The organism is Kribbella sp. C-35 (assembly GCF_046549195.1).
GTDB lineage: Bacteria > Actinomycetota > Actinomycetes > Propionibacteriales > Kribbellaceae > Kribbella.
Map to the genome: position 1 here is coordinate 121691 of NZ_JAJPWG010000008.1, position 21485 is coordinate 143175.

Annotated in this window: 19 protein-coding genes; 3 read left to right on the top strand and 16 right to left on the bottom strand. The window is 69.0% G+C overall.

The features are described 5' to 3' along the window. Nucleotide 1: 1 nt before the first annotated feature. From ACLJOO_RS40180 to ACLJOO_RS40255, 16 genes are all read right to left on the bottom strand, one after another. The gene (locus ACLJOO_RS40180; protein WP_410793316.1) at nt 2-1594 is read right to left on the bottom strand and encodes a phytoene desaturase family protein; all 1593 of its coding nucleotides are present in this window, start codon (nt 1592-1594) and stop codon (nt 2-4) included. A gap of 176 nt (nt 1595-1770) precedes the next feature. Beyond that, nucleotides 1771-2598, bottom strand: a complete 828-nt coding sequence (locus tag ACLJOO_RS40185) for an HpcH/HpaI aldolase/citrate lyase family protein (protein ID WP_410793317.1) — start codon at nt 2596-2598, stop codon at nt 1771-1773. Between the two features lies 1 nt (nt 2599). Beyond that, complete coding sequence (locus tag ACLJOO_RS40190) at nt 2600-3784, bottom strand: CaiB/BaiF CoA transferase family protein (protein WP_410793319.1); 1185 nt, start codon at nt 3782-3784, stop codon at nt 2600-2602. Next, on the bottom strand, nt 3781-5769 hold the full coding sequence (locus ACLJOO_RS40195) for an SUMF1/EgtB/PvdO family nonheme iron enzyme (RefSeq protein ID WP_410793321.1): 1989 nt from the start codon (nt 5767-5769) through the stop codon (nt 3781-3783). Before ACLJOO_RS40195 ends, ACLJOO_RS40190 begins: the two co-directional genes overlap by 4 nt. Next, complete coding sequence (locus ACLJOO_RS40200) at nt 5766-6671, bottom strand: ribokinase (RefSeq protein WP_410793323.1); 906 nt, start codon at nt 6669-6671, stop codon at nt 5766-5768. Before ACLJOO_RS40200 ends, ACLJOO_RS40195 begins: the two co-directional genes overlap by 4 nt. After that, on the bottom strand, nt 6661-7959 hold the full coding sequence (locus tag ACLJOO_RS40205; RefSeq protein ID WP_410793325.1) for an ADP-ribosylglycohydrolase family protein: 1299 nt from the start codon (nt 7957-7959) through the stop codon (nt 6661-6663). Before ACLJOO_RS40205 ends, ACLJOO_RS40200 begins: the two co-directional genes overlap by 11 nt. Before the next feature lie 37 nt (nt 7960-7996). Further along, nucleotides 7997-9130, bottom strand: coding sequence for an ADP-ribosylglycohydrolase family protein (locus tag ACLJOO_RS40210; RefSeq protein WP_410793326.1), 1134 nt, complete (start codon nt 9128-9130; stop codon nt 7997-7999). Beyond that, nucleotides 9130-10404 carry an ABC transporter substrate-binding protein gene (locus tag ACLJOO_RS40215; RefSeq protein WP_410793327.1) on the bottom strand — a complete coding sequence of 425 codons (1275 nt, stop codon included), beginning with the start codon at nt 10402-10404 and terminating at the stop codon, nt 9130-9132. The genes ACLJOO_RS40210 and ACLJOO_RS40215 overlap by 1 nt, the downstream gene beginning before the upstream one ends. A gap of 8 nt (nt 10405-10412) precedes the next feature. Further along, complete coding sequence (locus ACLJOO_RS40220; protein ID WP_410793329.1) at nt 10413-11246, bottom strand: carbohydrate ABC transporter permease; 834 nt, start codon at nt 11244-11246, stop codon at nt 10413-10415. Beyond that, complete coding sequence (locus tag ACLJOO_RS40225) at nt 11243-12163, bottom strand: carbohydrate ABC transporter permease (protein ID WP_410793331.1); 921 nt, start codon at nt 12161-12163, stop codon at nt 11243-11245. The genes ACLJOO_RS40220 and ACLJOO_RS40225 overlap by 4 nt, the downstream gene beginning before the upstream one ends. After that, nucleotides 12160-13149 (bottom strand): LacI family DNA-binding transcriptional regulator, encoded by a 990-nt coding sequence (locus tag ACLJOO_RS40230; RefSeq protein WP_410793332.1) that lies wholly within the window; start codon nt 13147-13149, stop codon nt 12160-12162. Before ACLJOO_RS40230 ends, ACLJOO_RS40225 begins: the two co-directional genes overlap by 4 nt. Before the next feature lie 175 nt (nt 13150-13324). Beyond that, the gene (locus ACLJOO_RS40235) at nt 13325-13447 is read right to left on the bottom strand and encodes a hypothetical protein (protein WP_410793550.1); all 123 of its coding nucleotides are present in this window, start codon (nt 13445-13447) and stop codon (nt 13325-13327) included. 95 nt (nt 13448-13542) lie between these two features. Next, entirely contained in the window at nt 13543-14448 is a 906-nt protein-coding gene (locus ACLJOO_RS40240) for a zinc metalloprotease (protein ID WP_410793334.1), read from the bottom strand. Nucleotides 14449-14522: 74 nt separating this feature from the next. Continuing rightward, nucleotides 14523-15473 (bottom strand): potassium channel family protein, encoded by a 951-nt coding sequence (locus tag ACLJOO_RS40245; protein WP_410793336.1) that lies wholly within the window; start codon nt 15471-15473, stop codon nt 14523-14525. After that, a complete protein-coding gene (locus ACLJOO_RS40250) occupies nt 15445-16557 on the bottom strand; it encodes a GNAT family N-acetyltransferase (RefSeq protein WP_410793337.1) in 1113 nt (370 codons plus the stop codon). The genes ACLJOO_RS40245 and ACLJOO_RS40250 overlap by 29 nt, the downstream gene beginning before the upstream one ends. Nucleotides 16558-16639: 82 nt before the next feature. Further along, nucleotides 16640-17041 (bottom strand): hypothetical protein, encoded by a 402-nt coding sequence (locus tag ACLJOO_RS40255; protein ID WP_410793338.1) that lies wholly within the window; start codon nt 17039-17041, stop codon nt 16640-16642. 58 nt (nt 17042-17099) lie between these two features. Here ACLJOO_RS40255 and ACLJOO_RS40260 point away from each other — a divergent pair, with 58 nt between their 5' ends. The 3 genes from ACLJOO_RS40260 (at nt 17100) to ACLJOO_RS40270 (ending at nt 21450) form a co-directional block, all read left to right on the top strand. Beyond that, nucleotides 17100-17714, top strand: a complete 615-nt coding sequence (locus ACLJOO_RS40260; protein ID WP_410793552.1) for a hypothetical protein — start codon at nt 17100-17102, stop codon at nt 17712-17714. Between the two features lie 344 nt (nt 17715-18058). Further along, the gene (locus tag ACLJOO_RS40265; protein ID WP_410793340.1) at nt 18059-18796 is read left to right on the top strand and encodes an ABC transporter ATP-binding protein; all 738 of its coding nucleotides are present in this window, start codon (nt 18059-18061) and stop codon (nt 18794-18796) included. Then, nucleotides 18793-21450, top strand: coding sequence for an ABC transporter permease (locus ACLJOO_RS40270; protein WP_410793341.1), 2658 nt, complete (start codon nt 18793-18795; stop codon nt 21448-21450). The genes ACLJOO_RS40265 and ACLJOO_RS40270 overlap by 4 nt, the downstream gene beginning before the upstream one ends. Nucleotides 21451-21485 lie beyond the last annotated feature (35 nt).

Below are 21485 nucleotides of genomic sequence, written 5' to 3' on the forward strand. Positions count from 1 at the left end.
CTCAGCGCTGCAGGTGCCGCAGCGTTGCGGTCGGGAGTTTGCGGGTCAGGGGGCCCAGGAGGGAGGCGTCGCGGAGGGCGGTTCGCGCGGCCAGGTGGCCGCAGGCTCCGTGGACGCCGCCGCCGGGGTGGATGGCGGAGCTGCCCAGGTACAGGCCCTCGACGAACGTGCGGGCGCTGCCCAGGCCGATCGTCGGGCGGAAGATCAGTTGCTGGTGGAGCTGCATCGTCCCGCCGCCGAGCGCGCCGAAGCCGAGCGCCGCGTTCCCGGACTCCAGCGCCGACGGACGCTGCAGGTCGCGGCCGATGACGAGGTCGCCGAAGCCGGGAGCGAACCGTTCGATCGCGCGTTCCATCCGGCCGGCCAGCTTCTCCGCCGAGGCGTCGTCGGCGATCCCGCGCGGCAGGTGCGCGTACGCCCAGACCGCCTCGGTTCCGTCCGGCGAGCGGGTCGGATCCGCCTTCGTGGTCTGCCCGATCAACAGGAACGGCTGCGACGGCACGCGTCCGGTGTCGAGGTCGGCGGACAGGTGCACGAGGTCGTCCGCCGTACCGCCGAGGTGTACGACGCCCGCGGAACGTGCCTCCAATGACGTCCACGGGATCGGGCCGTTCAGCCGGAAGTTCAGCTTGACCGTCGGGTAGTCCCACTCGAAGCGCTCGTCCAGGTCCCGCCGCAGCCCGGCCGGAATGAGGGCCTGCGGCAACAACTCGCCGTACAGCGCCGGTGCGGAAGTGTCCGCGACGACGGCGCGGTCGACGGTCACGGTCTCACCGGACGCCGTGTGTACGGCGGTCACTCGGCCCGCGGACACCTCGAGACCGGTCACCGGCGTACCTGGGACGAGTAGTGCGCCCGCGCGCTCGGCACGTCGTACCAGGGCGCCGGAGAACGCCGAGGATCCGCCGGTCGCGACCGGGAAGCCGACGTCCTGCGCCATCATCGCGAGCAGCCAGCCCATCGTCCCGCTGACGCTGCCGGACAGCGGCGCGTCCGCGTGCAACGCGTTCCCGGCGATGATCGCCGGCCCGTGCCGACCGTCGAACAGCTCCTGACCCATCCGGTGCATCGGCATCGCCATGAACCGCGCGAACCGCAGCAACTCCCCCGCCGAACCGAGCTTCCGGGCCAGTTTCAGCCCCGGTCCGAGCGGCGGCCAGGTGGTGAGCAGCGCGTTCAGCAACGGCTCCCGGACCGACACGTACTGCTGATAGAGGCGCAACCACGCGTCACCGTCACCCGGGTGCTCGGCACCGAGCGACTTCGCCGTGTCCTCCGGATCCGGGTGGATCGCGGCCGCGGCGCCGTCGGCGTCGAGCAGATGGACGAGCGGGAGCGGCGCATGCGCCCATTTCAGGCCGAACTTCTCGAGCTCCAGCGCCCGGAGCACCGGTGACGCGACCCCGAGCGGGTAGTTCGAACTGAAACGATCGCTGATCCAACCGCCGTCCTCAGTCGACCGGACGGCACCGCCGAACGTGTCGGCGGCCTCCAGCACGAGCACGTCCCAGCCCGCGTCGGCAAGCGTGATCGCGCTCACCAGCCCATTCGGCCCCGAACCGATCACCACGGCATCAACACTGCGCGGCAGCATGCTTCGAGCTTAGGGCATGGGTGGTGGCTCCACGCCGTAGCGAGCAGGTGCTCGGTGCGGTGGCTCGGCGTGCTGGAGCGAAGGCGTCGATGTGGTTTCATCGTCGCCTTTGCTCCAGTGCGGCGAGGTGCCGTGCCGAGTGCCGCGCAGTAGGCGTGGAGCCACCACCCCTGCCCTCAACTTGACCGAGCTTCGATCTCTCGCATGAGGGTGGTGAGCTCGCGGGCGCGGCCGATCATGGCGGGGTCGACCATGCGGCCGTCGGGGAGCACGATCACGCCGCCGCGGGTGACATCCGCCTTCTCGACGGCCGCCAGCAGCGCCTCCGCCTCGGCGACCTGGATCGCCGACGGAGTGAACGCCTCGACGATCGTGGCGAGCTGCCGCGGGTGGATCGCCGTACGGCCGACGAATCCGAGCGCCCGGCCTTCCTCCGACGTACGCCGGAGACCGTCCAGGTCCTGCACGTTCGGGTAGACCGACATCATCGGCGCGCCCAGGCCCGCGGCCCGTGACGCCGACACCAGCCGGCCGCGCACCCAGGCGAGACCCTCCGGGCCGTCCACCCCGAGCGCACTGGACAGGTCAGCCTCACCGAGCGCGACCGCGACGACACGCGGGTCGGCGGTGGCGATCTCGAACGCCCGCTCGAGGCCGAGCGGTGACTCGATCAGCGCGGTGATCCTTGCCGACGGCACCTTTTCGAGCACCTCGTGCACATCGGCCGCACTCTCGACCTTCGGCAACCGGATCCGCACCGCAGGTACGGCGGAGATCGCCGCCAGATCGTCCGCGATCCACGGCGTACCGAGCGCGTTCACCCGGACCTCCACAGGCCCGTGCGCGTTCACCGCGATCCAGGCCACCGCCCAGCCGCGCGCGTCTGCCTTGTCGGCGACAGGCACCGCGTCCTCGAGATCGAACACCACCAGATCGGGGCTCGCGGCAACAGCCTTCGCGAACCTGTCCGGCCGGTTGGCCGGAACATACAAAGCAGTCAGCACCTCACACCACTCCAGCTGCGCGCAGCGCCGCCAGCTGATCCGGCGTGACGCCGATCTCGGCGAGCACCTCATCGGTGTTCGCGCCGTGCGGCCGGCCCGCCCACTTGATCGCCCCCGGCGACTCGGACAGCCGGAACAGCACGTTCTGCATCTGCACCGGTCCAAGCTCATCGTCGTCGACGCTGACGATCGTCCCCAAAGCGGCGTACTGCGGATCGGTCATGATGCCGCGGATGTCGTGCACCGGCCCGACCGCGGCCTCGGCCTTCTCGAATTCCTCCATCACGAGCTCCAGCGGCCGCGCCGCGATCCACGACCCGACGGCGTCGTCGAGCTCGTCGGCGTGCTGGGCCCGCTCACGCCCGGTCGCGAACCAGGGCTGCGCCACCAGATCGGCGCGGCCGACCAGCGTCACCACCCGCTCGGCGATACTCTGCGAGCTGGTCGACACCGCGACCCATCGCCCGTCAGCAGTCCGGTACACGTTCCGCGGGGCGTTGTTCGACGACCGGTTCCCGAGCCGCGGCTGCACGTACCCGGTCTGCTGGTACGCCGTGATACCGCCGCCGAGCATCATCAGGATCGGTTCGATGATCGCCATGTCGATCACCTGCCCCGCCCCGGACCGGTCCCGCTCGCGCAGCGCCACCAGGACGGCGTACGCCGTGGCGAGCGCGGTGATCCCGTCCGCGAGGCCGAACGGCGGCAACGTCGGCGGGCCGTCCGGCTCACCTGTGACCGCCGCGAACCCGCTCATCGCCTCGGCCAGCGACCCGAACCCGGGACGCCGCGACCACGGCCCGACCTGCCCGAAGGCCGTCACCCGCGCGATCACCAGCCGCGGATTCGCCTCGAGCAACACCTCAGGCCCGAGCCCCCAACGCTCCAACGTCCCCGGCCGGAAGTTCTCGACCAGCACATCATTCTGTTTCACCAGATCGAGGAACACGTCCCGGCCGCGCGACAGGTCCAGCGTCGCGAGCCGCTTGTTCCTGCCGAGGGTCTTGAACCAGAGCCCGACACCGTCCTTCGAGGCGCCGTGCGTGCGCGCGGCGTCCGGACGGGACGGGTGCTCGATCTTCGTGACGTCGGCGCCGAAATCACCGAGGAAGGTCGCCGCCAGCGGTCCCGCGAACAGCGTCGCCGCCTCCAGCACCTTCACCCCGTCGAGCGGAGCAGGCCTCATCCCGCGCACCTGAAGCCGATGTTCTCCGAGCGGTCGAGCCCGCCGCCGGTCAGCACCAGCTTGAAGCTGACGTCCGGGTCCTGCGGCCCGCCGTCGGCGTACCAGTCGGAGCCCTCGGCAACATAGTGCGAACCGCCCTTGAGAATGCAGAACCGGCTGCGGCCGTCGCGGTGCTCGCTCTCGGTCAGGTTCCACACCAGCGGCCCGCGCCGGACGAAACCCTCTTCGCGAGCGGCGACCTGCCACTCGTCCTCGGTGGGCAGCCGGCCACCACGCCACGCGGCGTACGCCCGCGCGTCCGGCAGGTCGACGTACGTCACCGGCTGGTCCTCGGTCCCGGGGACGGGAGCGCCGTCGACCCAGTGCTCGAGGAACCGGTTCGCGATCAACGGCCAGTAGCCGGTCGCCTGCACGAAGGCCAAGTACTCCGCGTTGGTCACCTCGGCGACAGCCACCGAGACACCAGGCAACGAGACCTCACGCTCGACCGTCTGGATGTCGTGCAGGCGAGGCGGCAGCGGCTTCCACTCCTCGACGTACGGCGCGGTGTCGTACAGCCCGGTCTCGCGTCGCCGGTGCCGGACCGTCAGCGTCCGCTCCCCCGCCGGTACGTCGACCGTCGGACCGATCTCGGCGTCACCGGAGACGACCGGCACCGGGACCAGCTCCGCCGGACGCATCGGGAACGCGGACTCGCTGACATGCGCCCGCGGCATCGTGCCCAACCGGCGGGCAGTCGCCCGGCACGAGGCGCCGGCCGTCGCGCCGACCCGGACGATCCCGGCCACGCCGCGCCCCGGAACGGTCAGGTGTACGCCGTCGTCGTCCGCGGTGATCGGCACGCCCGACGTCACGTCGTACCAGTCGCCGACCTGGTCCTCGGAGCGCAGCACGATGCCGTCGAAGTCTTCGTCGTGGCGGTTGATCAGCGTCCAGAACGTGATGTCGGCCAGGTCGAACCGGGACCCGAAGACGCCGTGGTCGCGGGCCTTCTCCGGGATCTCCGGCGTCAGCTGGATCCAGTCCCCGGCGATCAGCACCGGCGCGAACGCCCGTTGCGCGGCGACCATCCGGCGCAGCGTCGCGCGGTCGCGGGCGTTCCAGCCGACCCACGCCGAGAACACCGATTCCCAGACCAGCATGCCGACGCCGTTCACCCACGCGGACTGCAACTCGTCGCTGTGATCCCGGTTCCACCGGCGGGTGTGGTGCATCATGTGCCGGCGCTCGAACAGGTGCGCCCGCAGGACGCCGGGCGCGTGCGTGTCGGCGAACCACTGCGCCCAGGACAGCGCGTGGTCGCCGATCCTTGCCATCGGCAACCGGGACTCGCCCTCCAGTGCGATCGCCGGGTTCGCCTGCCGGATCGCGCGGGTGAACTTCGGGTCGCCCTCCTTGAGGGTGTCCAGGAACACGCCGTCGACCGCGTAGTCCGTCACCAGGGTCGCGAACTCGTCGGCGTCCGAGCGGTCCGCCCGGCGGGTGCCGACGTCCCACGGGTTGTAGTCGAAGAACACCTTCAGGCCGAGCCGGTGCAAGTCGTCGATCAACGCCCGCAGGCCAGGTACGTCGCGGTAGAAGTCGAACTGGTTGCGGTCGTCGATCCCGATCACCGGGTACGCGTGCCAGAGCACGATCGCGTCGTACCCGCCGAACTCGGCGACGCCGTGCTCGACGAACTTCTCCGGCGTGAACTTCCCGGTCTCGACGTTGTAGAGCAGGTCGTCCCAGAGCCAGACGAGCGCCACCGAGTACGCCGTCTGGGTCCACTCGCGACCGGGCTCGTCGTAGTGCGATCCGTCGTACCGGGTCCGCTCGATGGCGCCGAACCGCCATTCGGCCAGTTTCGCGCGCCACCGCGGCAGGTCGGCCGGGTCCTCCGGCGCGCCGAGGATCTTGGCGTCGTCCAGGAAGGACACGTCGGTCCCGAGGCCGAGATCGACCCGGGTGGGTAGATCGATGGGCCGCGGTTCGAGCGGATTCACAGGTACACCTCCGCGTAACGCGCGTCGATTGCATCCCCGTGAGGCACTGAGGGAATCGCCCCCGCGGCCTGAACACTCAATGAAGCAGCAACGTTAGCGCGTCGAACCGCGTTCGTCAGGTCGCTTCCGGTGATCGAGTCGTTAGCTGATGCAACAGTTAACGTTGCAGCCAGCACCCCACAGAACGTGTCCCCCGCGGCCGTGGTGTCGAACACCTCCACGGGTACGCCGGGAACGGCGATCTCGTCGGCGTCCCGGGTCAGGATCACCGCGCCGGCTCCGCCGAGGGTGACGACCGCGGCCGGCACCTTCTTCAGCAGCGCGGACCGGTCCGGACCGGCGATCGCCTCGGCCTCGGTCTCGTTCACCACCAGCAGATCGACCTCCGCGAGCAGCTCGTCGGACAGCTCGGCCGCCGGCGCCGCGTTCAAGATGAAATACGCCGATGCTGCGGCTGCCGCCTGGACCGTCGCGAACGGGATCTCCAATTGGGAAAGCACGATTTTCGCTTGTCCGATGGCGGCCACGGCCTCGGCCGACAGCGTCAGCTCACCGTTCGCGCCGGGCGCGACCACGATCGAGTTCTCACCGCTCTCCTCGACCGTGATGATCGCCGTACCGGTCGGGGCCTCACTGGTCGTCGCGAGCGACAGGTCCACACCCTCGAGCGCGGACCGCAACAGTGCACCGCCCTCGTCGTCGCCCAGGGCGACCACCATCGCTGTCCGCGCACCAGCGCGCGCCGAAGCCACCGCCTGGTTCGCTCCCTTACCGCCCGGGCCACGCGTCATGGCTCCCGCCAGGACCGTCTCCCCCGGCCGCGGGATCCGCTGGACCGGCAACACCAGGTCCACGTTCGCACTACCGACTACAACAACTTCGGGAACAACCTCAGGCTCCACCCCGGGCCACCTCCACAGTCCGCCGCGCCAGCTCGTCGATCGCGATCTGGTTCATCCCCGGGAGACTTGTGGTCACCCGGTTGTCCAGTGGTGCAGACCACTCTGCCGGAACCCCCCTCGTCGCGCCAAAAACCGCGCCCACCGTAGCGCCGGCCGAGTCCGTGTCCCAGCCGCCCATCACCGCGCGACCGATCGCCGTCGTGAAGTCCGGCGCAGTCAGTGCGTAGGCGGTGAGCGCGGTGTTGTTCACCGCGTGCACCCAGTGCAGTTCGCCGTACTCCGCATGCAGAGCGTCGAGCGCGTCGTCCAGATCGGCATCGGCGAGGGTGAGTCCGAAGCGGACGGCGCGGGCGATCGCGCCCTGACCGCTGATCACGTCGAGGCCGGCGACCGCGGCCTTGACCGGATCGTCGAGTACAAGTGCGGCGGCCGACATCGCGGCGACCCAGAGCGCGCCGTCGACACCGGCACCGGTGTGGCTGAGCCGGGCGTCGACGAGCGCGAGCCGCGCGGCCGCCGTCCGGTCACCGGGGTGCGCCCAGCCGTACGCGTCAGTCCGGATCTGGGCGCCGATCCACTCCCGGAACGGGTTCCCGACGACCGCCGCGCGGGCCGGCTCGACCCCTTCCAGAAGGTTGCGGTAGGCAACACGTTCGGCGGTGAACACGCGGCCGGCCGGCAGGTCGTTCAGCCAGCTCTGCGCCACGTCGTCCGTGGTCAGCCCCGGCCCGAACCGCTCCATCATCAGCAGCGCCAGGATCGCGAAGTTGATGTCGTCGTCCTCGGGCATCCCGTCAATGACCTCGCGCAGGCTGTTCACCTTCGACCGCCGGTTCCACGGCCACCGCTGCTGCACCTCGTCCGGGACACCGACGGCAGTGATGTACTGCGTCAGCGGCCACTGTCCGGAACTGGCCAGGATCTCCCGGATGCCCTCGCGCGGGATCTTCTCCACGGGCTTGCCGAGCAGGTTCCCGGCCATCCGCCCGAGCCACGCGTTCAGCGTCCGGGCCTCGAGGTCGACAGGTTCACCCAGCGAGGGCAACTCCGGAATCTCGGGCTCACGCCACTCCCCTGTCCTGGCGTCGAGCACATCGAGCAGCTCGCGAGCAAGCGCACGCAGCGCGGGCGTCGCCGGTTCGTCGGAGGCACCGGACACCGGCGCGTCCGTCGTACCGCCGGCGGCGATCCAGCGGGCCTGCACGTCGGTGACGTCAACGCCTTCCGACCGCGCCTGGACCAGTTGGTGCGGGAGGAGATCCTCCGGCTGCACCCAGGTCATTCTCATCGCACTGCTTCCTTCCCGTGTTGCGCCCAGCGAAACGTCAGACCAGCGCGTCCAACGCGGCCGAACGCCGGGCCCAGCGCTCGGCGTCGGCCGCGCGGATGTCCTGCACGACCGATGCCATCACCAGACCGGGCTGTACCAGGTCGGTCTTGCTCGCGTCTGCGATCTGGTCCGCCCAGTCCTCCGGTACGCCGTTCTGTCCTTGGAGCGCTCCGGTGATCGCGCCGGCCATCGAGGCAATCGAGTCCGCGTCGCGGCCGTAGTTCGTGCCGCCCAGCACGGCCCGGCGTACCTCTCCCTCGGAGACGAGCACGAAGCCGAGCGCGACCGGGAGTTCCTCGATCGCCTTGGTACGGCTCGGGCGGCGGGCATCCATTGACAGCTCGCGGTAGTTAGGGCCGACTGTGTCGTACGGCTCGATCGCCTTGCGCAGCACGGGAATCGCCTGTTCCCAGTCGGTCACCCCGTCGGCCGCTTCTGCCACTGCCTCGACGGCCCTCCGAGTGCCGTCCTTGGCCAGCTGCAGTGCCGCTCCGACCGCGGACGATGCCGTTGCCCCAGGCACCATCGCGGCGGCGACGGCGGCCGCGAACACCGCGGCCGCCTCCCGTCCGTAGCTCGACTGGTGCGCGCCGGCGACGTCGAGCGCCTCGGCGTACGCGCCCTCGGGATCGCCCGCGTTGGCGATCCCGACCGGCGCCATGTACATCGCCGCACCGCAGTTCACGATGTTGCCGACGCCGGCCTCGCGCGGATCGACGTGCCCGTAGTGCAGGCGGGCGACCAGCCACTTCTCGGCCAGGAACACCCGCTGCAGCAGCAACGCGTCCGCCTCGAGCTCGGGGATCCAGCGCGTCCCGTCGATCATCTTCGGCACCAGCGACTCGGCGACCGCGTAGGCGTCCAGGTGCGACCGGCGTTCGTCGTACACCTCGACCAGCGCGTGCGTCATCAAGGTGTCGTCGGTGATGTGCCCGTCGCCCTTGTGGTACGGCGCGATCGGGCGAGCCGTCCGCCAGTCGTCGTACCACGGGCCGACGATGCCGGTCACCCAGCCGCCGTGCCGCTCCCGGATCGCCTCCGGGGTCCAGCCCTCGACGGCCCCGCCGATCGCGTCACCGACCGCGGAGCCGACGAGCGCGCCGACCGCCTTCTTTTCCAGTAAGGACATCAGTTGTTGACCTGACCCCATCCGTCGCTCAGTTTCTTGCCCAGCGCCGCGGCGTCGGTCTTGTTCGCCAGGTACTGCTGGAACGCCGGCGTCGCGATCTGATCCTTCCACTGCGGGTAGTTCTCCACGCTCTGGAACGGCGCCTTGGTGAGGTCGGCACCGCTGGCCAGCATCTGCTGCCAGCCGTTCTTGCCGCCGGTCGCCTTCAGTACCGCGTCCCGGGCGGCCTGCGTGGTCGGGATCAGCCAGTCGCCCTGACCGACGGCGGCCAGGTTCTCGGCCTTCATGAAGTAGTCGATGAACTTCGCCGACTGCTCGATGTGCTTGCCCTCGGCCGGCACCGACAGCGTCTGCGGGTTCGCGGCCTGCTTGGTGCTGGTGCCCTTCAGCGGCGGCAGCACCTCCCACTGGAAGGTCTTCGGCGCCTCCTCGAGGATCTGCTGCGCCACGTAGTTGCCAGCCACAACCATCCCGTACTTACCGGCGTAGAACCCGGGCAGAACGTCGGTACCGCTCTGCGTCAGCGAGGTCGGGTCGATCGACTTGTCGTCGTACGCCATCGCGTGGATCCGCTTCGGCACCTCGAGCTCGGCGTCCCCGATCGTCGCCTTGGCGTCCTTGCCGGAGCCGTCGAAGAACTTCGCGTCGAAGTTCACGCCGAGGTTCAGCATCGTCGCGGTCGGGCTCTTCAGGCCCCAGCCCAGGCCGTACTTGCCGCCCGTGGTGAGCTTCTTCGCATCGGCGGCCAGGTCGTCCCAGCTGAGCGAGTCACCGGTCGCCGTGATCCCGGCCGCCTTGAGCGCCGCCGAGTTCGCGAACACGACGTACGACTGCAGCAGGGTCGGGGCGGCGTACACCTTGCCGTCCTTGGAGACCGTGTCCCAGACGCCCTGCGAGACGGCGTCCTTGGTCTCCTGGCTCAGGTACGGCGAGAGGTCCGCGAGGTAGCCCTGGTTGATGAAACCGGTGATGTCGGCGGACTCGTCGTGGATGATGTCCGGCGCGGTCCCGCCCTGGAACTGGGTCACGAGCTGGTCGTGCACCGAGTCCCAGCTGCCCTGGACGTACTCGACCTGGATGTTCGGGTTGGTGGCGTTCCAGTCCGCGACGATCTTCTTCGTCGCCGCGACGGTCGTCTTCTGGAAGGCGAGACTCTGGAACTTCAGCGTCACCTTTTCATCTGAACTACCTGAGCTGTTGTTGCTGTTGCCCCCACACGCCGCGAGCGCCACCAGTGCGCCCGCCGCGAGCAACGCGGTCATGACCTTCTTCATTACCTCTCCTAACCTTTGACTGCGCCGCTGAGCAGGCCGGAGGTCAACCGGCGCTGCAGGAAGGCGAAGAACACCAGACTTGGCACGGTCGCGAGGACCGAGGCGGCTGCCAAGGGACCGAACTGCACCTGGCCCTCGGCACCGACGAAGCGGGCGAGCACCAGCGGAAGTGTTTTGAGCTCCGGGTCCTGGAGCAGGACCAGGGCGAAGAAGAACTCGTTCCACGCCGAGATGAACGTGAACATCGCGGTCGCGATCAGCCCGGGCCGGAGCAGCGGCATCACGATCGAGACGATCGTCCGGATCCGGCCGGCGCCGTCGACGGAGGCTGCTTCCTCCAGTTCGCGCGGCACCGCGGCGACGTACCCCTGCAGCATCCACAGGGCGAACGGGAGCGACCACACCATGTAGACGATCACGACGCCGGGGATCGTGTTCGTCAGGTGCAGCGGACGCAGGATCATGAACAGCGGGATCACGATCAGGATCACCGGGAACACCTGGCTGACCAGGATCCAGCCGTTCGTCAGCGGCCGCAGCCGGCTGCGGAAACGGGCGAGCGCGTACGACACCGGGAGCGCGACGATGAGCACCAGGATCGTGCTGTAGATCGAGATCTGCAGGCTGTTGCCGAGGCCGCGGACCAGACCCTGTTCGTTCAGCGCGTCGCTGTAGTTGGACACGTCGAAGTGCTTCGGCAGCAGGCTCGGCGTGATGGTCGCGAACTCCTGCGGCGACTTCAGCGAGCTGGAGATCAGCCACAGCAGCGGGAAGCCGAGGAAGACCAGGTAGCAGACGACGGCGACGTACTGCAGGGCGCGGACTCCGGGACGAGTTCTCATGCCTCGCTCCGCAGCCGGTTCCGCAGGTAGAAGAACAGGAACCCGATGATGATGACCACCATCACGTCACCCATCGCCGCGGCCATCCCGAAGTTGCCGTAGCGGAACGCCTCGTTGTAGGCGAACAGCATCGGCAGCATCGTCTTGCCGCCCGGCCCGCCGGCCGTCAGGACGTAGACCAGGCCGAACGAGTTGAAGTTCCAGATCATGTCCAGGCTGGTGATCGCGACGATCACCGTCCGCAGCTGCGGGAGCGTGATGTTCCAGAACTGGCTCCAGGTGCTCGCGCCGTCGACCGCGGCCGCCTCGTAGAGGGTGCGGTCGATGCCTTGCAGGCCGGCCAGCAGGGTGATGGTCGTCATCGGCATACCGACCCAGATCCCCACCACGATCACGGCCGGGAGCGCCGTACCGAAGTCGCCGAGGAAGTTGATCGGGTGGTCGGTGAGGTGCAGCTTCTGCAGGATCTCGTTGACCGGGCCGTTGGTCGGGTGCAGCAGCAGGCGCCACATGATCGCGACCACGACGGGCGGCATCGCCCATGGGATCAGGGCGAGGGTCCGGGCGACGCCGCGGAACTTGAGGTTCGCGTTCAGCAGCAGCGCGAGGCCGAGCGCGGCGACGAACTGCAGGATCGTGACCGACAGGGTCCAGATCACGCCGATCCGGAACGAGTCCCAGAACAGGTTGTTCTGCAGGAGTTTGCCGAAGTTGTCGAAGCCGATGAAGTTGGTCTCGACGCGGAGCCCGGCGCGGGCGTCGGTGAAGCCCAGCGCGATCCCGCGGATCAGCGGGTAGACGCTCAGGATCAGCACCGGCAGCAGCGCGGGCAGGAAGAGCAGGATCGCCTCGCGATTCGCCTTCGGCTTCCCGGCCTTCTTCTTCGCCGGCGCGGGCGCGGTCAGGGTTGCCGTCACGGGGTGGACCTCCTGATACTCAGCGACGGCTGTACGACGATCCGCCGCGGGGCCCGTTCGTTGTCCTCGATCCTTGCCAACAGCAACTCAGCCGCCCGCCGTCCCCGCTCGGCCGACCCCAGGTTCACACTCGTCAACGGCGGAAAACTCTGCTCGGCCAGCTCACTGTCATCCATCCCCACCACCGCCACATCCCGCGGCACTTCGAGCCCCGCAGCAGCCAACTCGTGCATCACCCCGACCGCGAGCAAATCGTTCGCGCAGATGACGGCATCGAACCCACCGGCGGCCAGCAGGTTGGGAGCGGCGGCACGTCCTGCAGTGAACGTGAAGTCTGTTGCCTCGGCGACAGCGGCTGGCTGGAGCTCGTGCACTTTGAGGGCTTCAGCAAAGCCCTTCGCGCGCGCGGCTCCTGGGACCGTGTCGGCCGGGCCGTTCAGGAACGCGATGCGTCGGCGGCCTTTGGCGACCAAGTGATCGACGGCGAGCAGCATGCCCTTGGGTGAGTTGGCCCGGACGGTGTCGACACCTGCTTTGGCGGGGACATTACCGGCGACCACCACCGGCACCTCGCACTCGCGGATCGACTTGACCAAGTCCTCGTCGACGCGGATCGGGCTGATCAGCAAGCCGTCGGCGTACCCGCGCGCCATCCCCCGAACCAGCGCGACCTCGTCCACCACGTCCGGCCCGGTCGTCGTCACCACCAACCGGTAGCCGGCGGCGGAGACGACCTCCTCGACCGCTCGCATCATCGTCACGTACACCGGGTTGCCGACGTCCGCGACCGCCAGCGTCAGCTGGAAAGTCCGCCCGACCTTCAACGACCGCGCCCGCGCGTCCGGCACGTACCCGAGCTCGGAGACCGCCCGCTGCACCCGCTCGACCATCTCCTCGGTGGCCGGCAGCCCGTTCAGCACGCGCGACACCGACGCCACCGAGACCCCGGCCGCGCGAGCCACCCCAGCGATCGTCGGACGACTCACGCCGACCTCCTGTAATCGTTCTTGTAATCGTTTACAAGCCCGACATTAAACCGCCCCACAACCCCCGTCAACACCGCGTACCTCCCCACCACCCCCCGCAACCACACCGTGACCCACCCAGCCCAACCTTGAGAAGCCACCAACCATCCCCGGACCGCCGAAACGGTTGGTGGCTTCACAAAGTCGGCACCGCGGGGTGGGACGCGAGGTTGGCGAGAGTGTGGGGCGTGTTCTTCGGCGCGCAGGCCCAGGTCCCCGGGCCGCCGGTGCGGATCTCGTCACCGAGCTGGAGGGTCAGCTCGCCGGCGAGTACGTAGAACTGTCGAGCAGCACACGCAAGGTCTCACCGGCGGCCGGCCGGACGATGATGCCGCGGTCGAAGGTCATGCCCCACTAGTTGCCCGCTCGATAGAACAACCATGCGTCAGCCATCCGCTGCGCCTGGCCAGGCGTGAACTCGGTGTAGCAAGAGTCGTACGAGTAGTCCATGTAGTTGTGGATCGGGTCCAGGCCGGGCGCCGTGCAGGTGTCCTTGCCGGCCGGGCATCCGGACGTCGCCGTCTTCTCCTTCGGGGTGTCGTCGACGAAGTCGCCCTTCGCGTTGCACCCGCCGAAGAAGGTGTGCTCCAGGTTCAGCCAGTGGCCTACCTCGTGCGTCGTGGTCTCGCCCTGGTCGTACCGGCCGGCGTACGTGGTCGACGTACCCAGGAACGACTCCCAGTCGATGACGGTGCCGTCGAGGTACGCCTGACCGGGCTTGGTGACGATCTCCGGGAGGTACGCCCAGCCGAGATAGTCGCCCGCAGTCGTCGAGTAGAGGTTCAGGTCGCCAGGTCCCCCGGTGTGCAATGCCAGCTTCATGCTGTGCTCGCCGGTGCCTCCCGGGTTCGCGTAGAACCACGCCGCGTTGTCGGTCCGTGTCACTCCCGCCAGCTTGAAGCGGAACCCGGTGTTCGCGCCGCCTTCGCCACCCGCGTAGGTGTTGTTCAGTACGTCGATCTGGACCTGGATCTGGGCCGCCGTGAGCGCACCGATCGCACCGTCCGTGACCACGTGGAAGTAGACCGGAACCGTTGCCCTGAACCCCGCTTTCGCCTGGTTCTTCGCCGCCGCCGGAAGATCCTGCACGACCTGGCCGAGAGCCGGTTCACGCGGCCCACCTCGAGCCTGTACGACGCTGTCCTCCGAGACGCACGCGTCACTCCCGGACAGACCTGTGGCCTGACTCTGCGTTCCGGTCAGCCCAGCACCCACCATCGCCGCCACCGCGGCGATCCGCACTGCCCTGCTCCACCTCATGATTCCCCCTACTGACGAGCGAACCCCCCAGGCAGTTCGACTCTAGGCAGCGGGCGACCGGGGTGGAAGGGGTTCTACTCGTCGTCCTCGTCGGCGCCGGGGCGTTCGGCCCAGGGGGTTTCCTTGGCGGGGCGGACCACGATGAGTTTGTCGCCGGCGGCCAGCACCGAGACGTTCGAGTCGTAGTAGCGGTGCACCTTGCCGTCGCGGACCACCGACACGACCCGGTCGGGTACGGCGGACGGCGGCTTGCCGACCTCGCGGCCGAGGACCGGGCGTTCGGCGACCTCGAGACCCTCGCCGTACGTGAGCAGGTCCTCCATCACCTCGCCGAGGTTCGGGCTGACCGAGGTCAGGCCGAGCAGCCGGCCGACCGCCTCGGACGAGGTGACCACGGCGTCCGCGCCGCTCTGCCGGAGCAGCGGCACGTTGTCCTCCTCGCGGACCGCGACCACGATGTGCGCGTTCGGGTTCAGCTGCCGCACCGCGAGCGTCACGAGGACCGCCGAGTCGTCCCGGTCGGTCGTCACGATCACCTCGCGCGCGGTCATCACCTCGGCGCGCCGCAGTACCGTCCGGTTCGTCGCGTCGCCGTGGAACGCGGCCATCTGGTCGTTGCCCGCGTCACCGATCGCCGTGGCCCGCGGGTCGATCACGACGATCTGGTCGCGCTTCACGCCGTTGCTGATCAGCGTCTGCACGGCGGCGCGGCCCTTGGTGCCGTAGCCGACGACGATGGTGTGGTCCTTCATCCGTTTCCTCCAGCGCGTGTCGCGCATGATCCGGCGACCCTCGTTGGCCAGCACTTCCAGTGTCGTACCGACCAGAACCACCAGGAACGCGATCCGCAACGGGGTGACGATGAAGGCGTTCACCAGCCGGGCGACGGGTGTCACCGGCGTGATGTCGCCGTACCCGGTCGTGGTGAGCGTGACGGTTGCGTAGTAGATGCTGTCGATCAGCCCGACTGTGCCGTCATAACTGTCCTTGTACCCGTCACGGTCGACCACCACGATCAGCACCATCAGGGTCAGCAGCCCCAGCGCGATCAGAAATCGGCTGAAGAGCTGAAAGAGCGGCGAGCGCGTGCTCGCGGGCAGGTTGACCAGCAGGCCGTGCGGATTGCGACCGGTGGGAAGGGGTGGCACGGTTCAGACGATATTCCACCGGCGGCCGATCCACCGCATGCGACAGGCTCCGGTCGGTCAGTGCGACACTCACCATCAGACTGTCGCCGTCCCGGATCACCCGGGACCGCATCCGCAACCGCTCGAGGGTGCGGAGCATCGCGTGGTTCTCCGGCTGCACCATGCAGACCACCCGGTCGGCTCCGAGCGCGCGGGCCTCCCCCACGACCTGGCGCAGCAGCCGCAGCCCGAGGCCCTGCCCCTGCCAGCCGTCTTCGACCAGTACGGCGACCTCCATCGTCGTACTGCCCAGCTCCTCCCACGGCGCCGCCGTCGCCATCCCGATCACGGCGTCCTCGACGCACGCGACGATCGACACGCCTCCGGCCGGCGCGGACAGGTGCCGCGCGGTGCGGGCGGTGAGCTTCGGCATCGGCACGTGGTAGCGCCGGGTGCGGCTCTCGTACGAGCACCGGTCGTGCATCGCGACGACGGCGTCGGCGTCCTCGACGGTCGCCGTCCGCAGCTCGGGTACGCCGCCTTCACCGGGCCGCGGGCCCTCCGGCGTGTCGAGCCGCTCGGCCAGCCGGCCCGCGATCTCGACCAGCACGTCCGCGCGGGCCCATTCGGCCGGCGTGTACTCGTCGAACCCCTGCAGGTTGCCCAGCTCGTCGTCGACCGAGACCGGGTCGTCGATCAGCCGCAGTACGGCGCGCAGGTACCGCGTCGGCGCGTCATGGAGTACGTCGGCCTGGCACGGGCGGACCGTCGTACGGACGCAGCCGGCCTCCGTGACCAGTGCGGTCAGGTCCTCGGCGGTCCAGCCGACGCCGGTCGAGACGACCAGCTCGTCGACCGCGCCGGTCTCGGAGGTGAAGACCTCCAGGTGAAGGATGTTGATGTCGTCCGCACCACACCGTGCAGCGAGTTCGGCCAGCGCACCGGGCCGGTCGGCGAGTTCGGTCCTGATCTTCCAGAGCATGCGGACGCCCTCCCTCGTGGAAACGTCCTTCCACTGTGCGTTCCGCCTGTTGCCCGGCCGGGTCCGGAATGTTACGCCCGCGTCAACGTTTCCGGCGGACCTTCGGCAGGATTTTCTGCTTGCGCGCCGCCAGGACGACGGCCGACTCGCGCCTGTCCAGGTCCGCGTGCCGCAGCAGCTCGGGATAGCTGCTCTGCGGTACGGCGGGGTACGTCGTCACGATCGCGTCGCCGGAGAACACGAAGAAGATCGCCTGGCCGTCCTTGATCACCTTCAGCAAGGAGCCGTCGCGCACGGTGAGAGCGTGTTCGACCGCCTTCCGGCGCGCGGACCGCTTCGCCCAGGCGGCCTGGACCGCCTGCTGCGCGGGCTCCCGACCGTGCCGGACCGCCTCGACGACGAGCGGCCCGTACCGCACGCCGTACTTCACCAAGTTCTTCGCCAGCTTCCCACTCCGGCCCGCACCAGCCGCTCCACCCGCCATGTGTCGAGCGTACTGACAGGTGCGGGTCGGCATGCGGAGCTTCGCCTGGTCAGGCACCATGGAGGCCGTGAGCACCCCCAATCCGCGCCGGCCGATCCTGCCCGGTAACAAGCTGTTCGAGTCGCTGCCCGGTGCCGCCGATCCGGCCACCGTGACCGAGGCCGCGCACCGGACCGCCGAACTGCTGGTCCGCGGGGTGCGCAAGTCCGAGGACACCGAGGTGCACGCCCGGGTGGTGAAACTCGCCGACGAGTACGGTCTCGACGAGCTCGCCGAACTCTGGTCCGACTCCCCCGCGGACTCGCTGCCGGGGGCGCTCTGGCGGCTGTACGTCCTGCGGTCCTGGGTGCATTCGAACGCCGAGGCGGTGTCCCGCGAGTTCGCCAGCGGCCGCAAGTACGCCGAGGTGCACGCGGTCGTCGCCGGTGTCGCCGAACCACCCGGTCCGGCCGAGGTCCGGGACATGGTCGACGCCGTACTGCGGGGTGTCGCGACCGGTGATTTCGCGACCACCCTGGACCGTGCGGCCGCGTTCGCGCGGATCGTGGCGACCGGCCGGGCGCACCTCGCCGACGACGGCCACGAGCAGGTGCTGTCCGCGTCGAAACTGGTCGAGACCGCAGATCAGCTGCAGACCGCGGCGCGCGCCGAACGCGCCGGAAACCTGTGGTAGTTGCGCCCGGCGTCAACCGGTGTTATAGCGTCTCGCGGCCTGGGAATCCCAACAGGACAAGGGGTTTGAGCACCCGCTACACTGTTCGAGGTGTCGGGCCGGTGCAAGCCCCGGGTCCCAAAATAAGCCGCTACGAGCGGCCACGCGCCGTGAGGCGCTTCCCGGTCCGGCACCCTTGACTCCCCGCCCCGAATGCCACCTGAAGGCCTGCTGGATCTGCGCAGGCTCAGGGTCCGGCCGGGGAAAACCCCCTATCGATCTGTCCCGAACACGGGCAGACTCGGGAGGAAGTTGTTGACCGGCCGACTGGGGGGCCGCTGATCAGCCGGGGAGGGCGATCGGCAATGGAGGGGAAAGACTCAGTTGTGCACGCGAAGGGTGTCGTGCGCGTGTACGGCGAAGGTGACACCGCGGTCCGCGCGCTGCACGGGGTGGACGTCGAGATCGAATCCGGGCAGCTGACGGCGGTGATGGGGCCGTCGGGGTCGGGGAAATCGACGCTCATGCACATCCTGGCCGGCCTGGACCGGCCGACCTCGGGCTCGGTCATGATCGACGGTATCGAGATCACGACGCTGGGCGACGACGCGCTCACGAAGCTCCGTCGGCAGCACATCGGCTTCATCTTCCAGTTCTTCAACCTGCTGCCGATGCTCAGCGCGCGGGACAACATCGTGCTGCCGCTGACGATCGCCGGTGAGAAGGCGGATCCGGAGTTCTTCGACAACCTGGTCGAGCGGGTCGGTCTCGCCGATCGCCTCGAGCACCGGCCGGCCGAACTGTCCGGCGGTCAGCAGCAGCGGGTCGCGATCGCGCGGGCCCTGGTGTCGCGGCCGACCGTGGTGTTCGCCGACGAGCCCACCGGCAACCTCGACTCCCGGACCAGCGGCGAGATCCTCGACCTGATGCGGTCCTCGGTCGAGACGTACGGGCAGACGACGGTGATGGTGACACACGACGCCAAGGCGGCGGCGATGGCCGACCGGGTGCTGTACCTGGCCGACGGCGAGATCGTGAAGGAGACCGGGCGGTCCAGCCAGCACGAGATCCTGCAGATCATCGACACGCTGGACCTGCAGTGATCAAGTTCGCGCTGCAAGGTCTGCTCGCTCGCAAGCTACGGACGGCGCTGACCGCGATCGGCATCGTCCTCGGCGTCTCGCTGATCTCCGGCACCTACGTCCTGACCGACTCGATCTCCAGTGCGTTCGACTCGATCTTCAGCCAGAACTACAAGAACACCGACGCCGCGATCACCGGGAAGTCCGCGTTCGACCTGTCCGACGACGGGACCCAGACGGCGCCGCCGTTCGCGGCCGATCTGCTGGAGAAGGTCCGCGACCTTCCGGAGGTCGGCGCCGCCGGCGGAGCCACGAGCGGCGAGGCGCAACTGATCGGCAAGGACGGCAAGGCGATCGTCTTCGGCGGTGCTCCGAACCTCGGCTTCAGCGTCGACCCGTCGCTGCCGCAGTTCAACTCGCTCACTCTGGTCAAGGGCGGCTGGCCCGCGGCCGGTGAGGTGGTCATCGACACGAAGACCGCCGCGGAGAAGGGATTCCAGGCCGGTGACACGATCGGCGTCCAGGCCCGCGGCGCGGTGGAGCCGATGCGGATCTCCGGGCTGGTCAGCTTCGGGGCGGTCTCGTCCATCGGCGGCGCGACCCTGGCCGGATTCGATCTCGGTACGGCGCAGCGGCTGTTCGACAAGACCGGGAAACTCGACCAGATCCTGATCGCCGCCAAGAAGGGCGTGGATCGGCCGCAGTTGCTCGCGGCGGTCCAGAAGATCCTGCCGCCCGCGACCCAGGTCCGCAGTGCGGAGGACCAGGCCGCCGAGGACGCCGCCGGGACGAGTGCGTTCCTGAGCTTCCTGCAGACCTTCCTGCTGGTCTTCGGCGGGATCGCGTTGTTCGTCGGCTCGTTCGTGATCGCGAACTCGCTGTCGATCACGATCGCCCAGCGCACCCGCGAGTTCGCGACGCTGCGGACCCTCGGCGCCGCGCGCAAGCAGATCCTCGGCACCGTCGTCCTCGAGGCGCTGGTGACCGGCATCGTCTCGGCCGTGGCCGGGTTGTTCCTCGGGCTCGCGATCGCGACCGGGCTGTTCAAGCTGTTCGACGCGATCGGTTTCACCCTGCCGAACAACGGCCTGGTGTTCCGGACGCGGACCATCGTCGTCGCGCTCATCGTCGGCGTGGTCGTGACCGTGCTGGCCAGTTTGCGGCCGGCCATGCGAGCGACGCGCGTACCGCCGATCGCCGCTGTCCGCGAGGGCGCGGCGCTGCCGCCGGGGCGGTTCCACAAGTATCGGTCGGCGGGTGCCGTCGTGGTGGCCGTGGTGGGAATCGGGACGATCCTTGTCGGGCTGTTCGTCGACGGTCTGGCGACCAGGACGCTACTGATCCTGCTCGGCCTCGGTGTGCTGCTTCTGTTCGTCGGCATCGCCTCGTTCTCCGCGCGGCTCGTCCGGCCGATGGCCGCCGTATCGGATCCAGTGGCGCGCTGGTCGGTCGTCGTACTGACGGCGATCGCCTGGCCGTTCATCCTGTTCCCGTTGTGGCTGATCCGTCGGCTGTTCGGGCGACGGACCGAGCTCCCCGGCGTACTTCCCGACGGCCCCGCGGTCACGCTCGGTGGGCAGAACAGCCGGCGCGACCCACGCCGTACGGCGTCGACCGCCGCGGCCCTGATGATCGGGCTCGCACTGGTCACGCTCGTCGCGACCCTCGGCGCGGGGATCATCAAGCCGTTCGAGGACGCGGTCGACAAGATCTCCAGCTCCGACTACGCGATCACCGCGCAGAACAACTTCAGCCCGTTGCCGCCGACCGTGGCCGCAGCGGCCGCCAAGATGCCGTCGGTGACCGAACTGACGAGTGTCCGGGCGGGACAGGCGAGGGCGTTCGACAAGACGATCTCCGTCACCGCGATCGACGAGACGGCGCCCAAACTGCTCCAGTTCGACTGGCGTTCCGGTTCCCAGGCGTCGCTGTCCGAGCTGGCGGCGAACGGCGCGATCATCGACTCCGGCTACGCGGACGAGCACTCGCTCGCCCTCGGCTCGACCTTCCAGCTGCAGACGGTGACCGGGAAGCTGCTGCAGCTCACGGTGCGTGGCATCTTCAAGCCGCCTGCGGGCGGGTCGCCGTTCGGCAACGTGACGATCTCGACCGCCACCTTCGACTCCACGACCACCCAGCCGCAGAACCTCTACAGCTTCCTCAACATCGAAGGCGGAGTGACGCCGGCGAACACCGACGCGCTGAACGCCGCCCTGGCCTCGTTCCCGAACGCCAAGGCCGTGACCATCGAACAGTTCAAGGACAACCAGACCGACAGCATCAAGAGCTTGCTGAACGTGCTCTACGTGTTGCTGGCGCTGTCCGTCCTGGTGAGCCTGTTCGGCATCGTGAACACCCTGGTCCTGACCGTCTTCGAGCGGACCCGCGAGCTCGGGATGCTGCGCGCGATCGGCCTGACCCGCGGGCAGGTGAAACGGATGATCCGCCAGGAGTCCGTGATGACGGCGCTGATCGGCGCGGTGATCGGGATCGTCCTCGGTCTGGTTCTCGCGTCCCTGCTGGCCGCGCGGCTGGACGAGATCAGCTTCACCGTTCCGGCCGGCCAGCTGATCGCGTTCGCCGTCGTCTCGGTCGTCGTCGGTATCGTCGCCGCGATCTGGCCCGCCCGGCGCGCGGCGAAGCTCGACCCGTTGGAGGCACTCCAATACGAGTAGTTGTACGCACGATCCCTAACCCCGAGCGCTGCTAG

Bases quoted from the DNA above. Each gene is read 5' to 3' on its own strand.
- ACLJOO_RS40180 (WP_410793316.1), bottom strand. From the start codon at position 1,594: ATGCTGCCGCGCAGTGTTGATGCCGTGGTGATCGGTTCGGGGCCGAAT.
- ACLJOO_RS40190 (WP_410793319.1), bottom strand. From the start codon at position 3,784: ATGAGGCCTGCTCCGCTCGACGGGGTGAAGGTGCTGGAGGCGGCGACG.
- ACLJOO_RS40205 (WP_410793325.1), bottom strand. From the start codon at position 7,959: ATGAGAATGACCTGGGTGCAGCCGGAGGATCTCCTCCCGCACCAACTG.
- ACLJOO_RS40210 (WP_410793326.1), bottom strand. From the start codon at position 9,130: ATGTCCTTACTGGAAAAGAAGGCGGTCGGCGCGCTCGTCGGCTCCGCG.
- ACLJOO_RS40215 (WP_410793327.1), bottom strand. From the start codon at position 10,404: ATGAAGAAGGTCATGACCGCGTTGCTCGCGGCGGGCGCACTGGTGGCG.
- ACLJOO_RS40220 (WP_410793329.1), bottom strand. From the start codon at position 11,246: ATGAGAACTCGTCCCGGAGTCCGCGCCCTGCAGTACGTCGCCGTCGTC.
- ACLJOO_RS40240 (WP_410793334.1), bottom strand. From the start codon at position 14,448: ATGAGGTGGAGCAGGGCAGTGCGGATCGCCGCGGTGGCGGCGATGGTG.
- ACLJOO_RS40245 (WP_410793336.1), bottom strand. From the start codon at position 15,473: ATGGTGCTGATCGTGGTGGTCGACCGTGACGGGTACAAGGACAGTTAT.
- ACLJOO_RS40250 (WP_410793337.1), bottom strand. From the start codon at position 16,557: ATGCTCTGGAAGATCAGGACCGAACTCGCCGACCGGCCCGGTGCGCTG.
- ACLJOO_RS40255 (WP_410793338.1), bottom strand. From the start codon at position 17,041: ATGGCGGGTGGAGCGGCTGGTGCGGGCCGGAGTGGGAAGCTGGCGAAG.
- ACLJOO_RS40260 (WP_410793552.1), top strand. From the start codon at position 17,100: ATGGAGGCCGTGAGCACCCCCAATCCGCGCCGGCCGATCCTGCCCGGT.
- ACLJOO_RS40265 (WP_410793340.1), top strand. From the start codon at position 18,059: ATGGAGGGGAAAGACTCAGTTGTGCACGCGAAGGGTGTCGTGCGCGTG.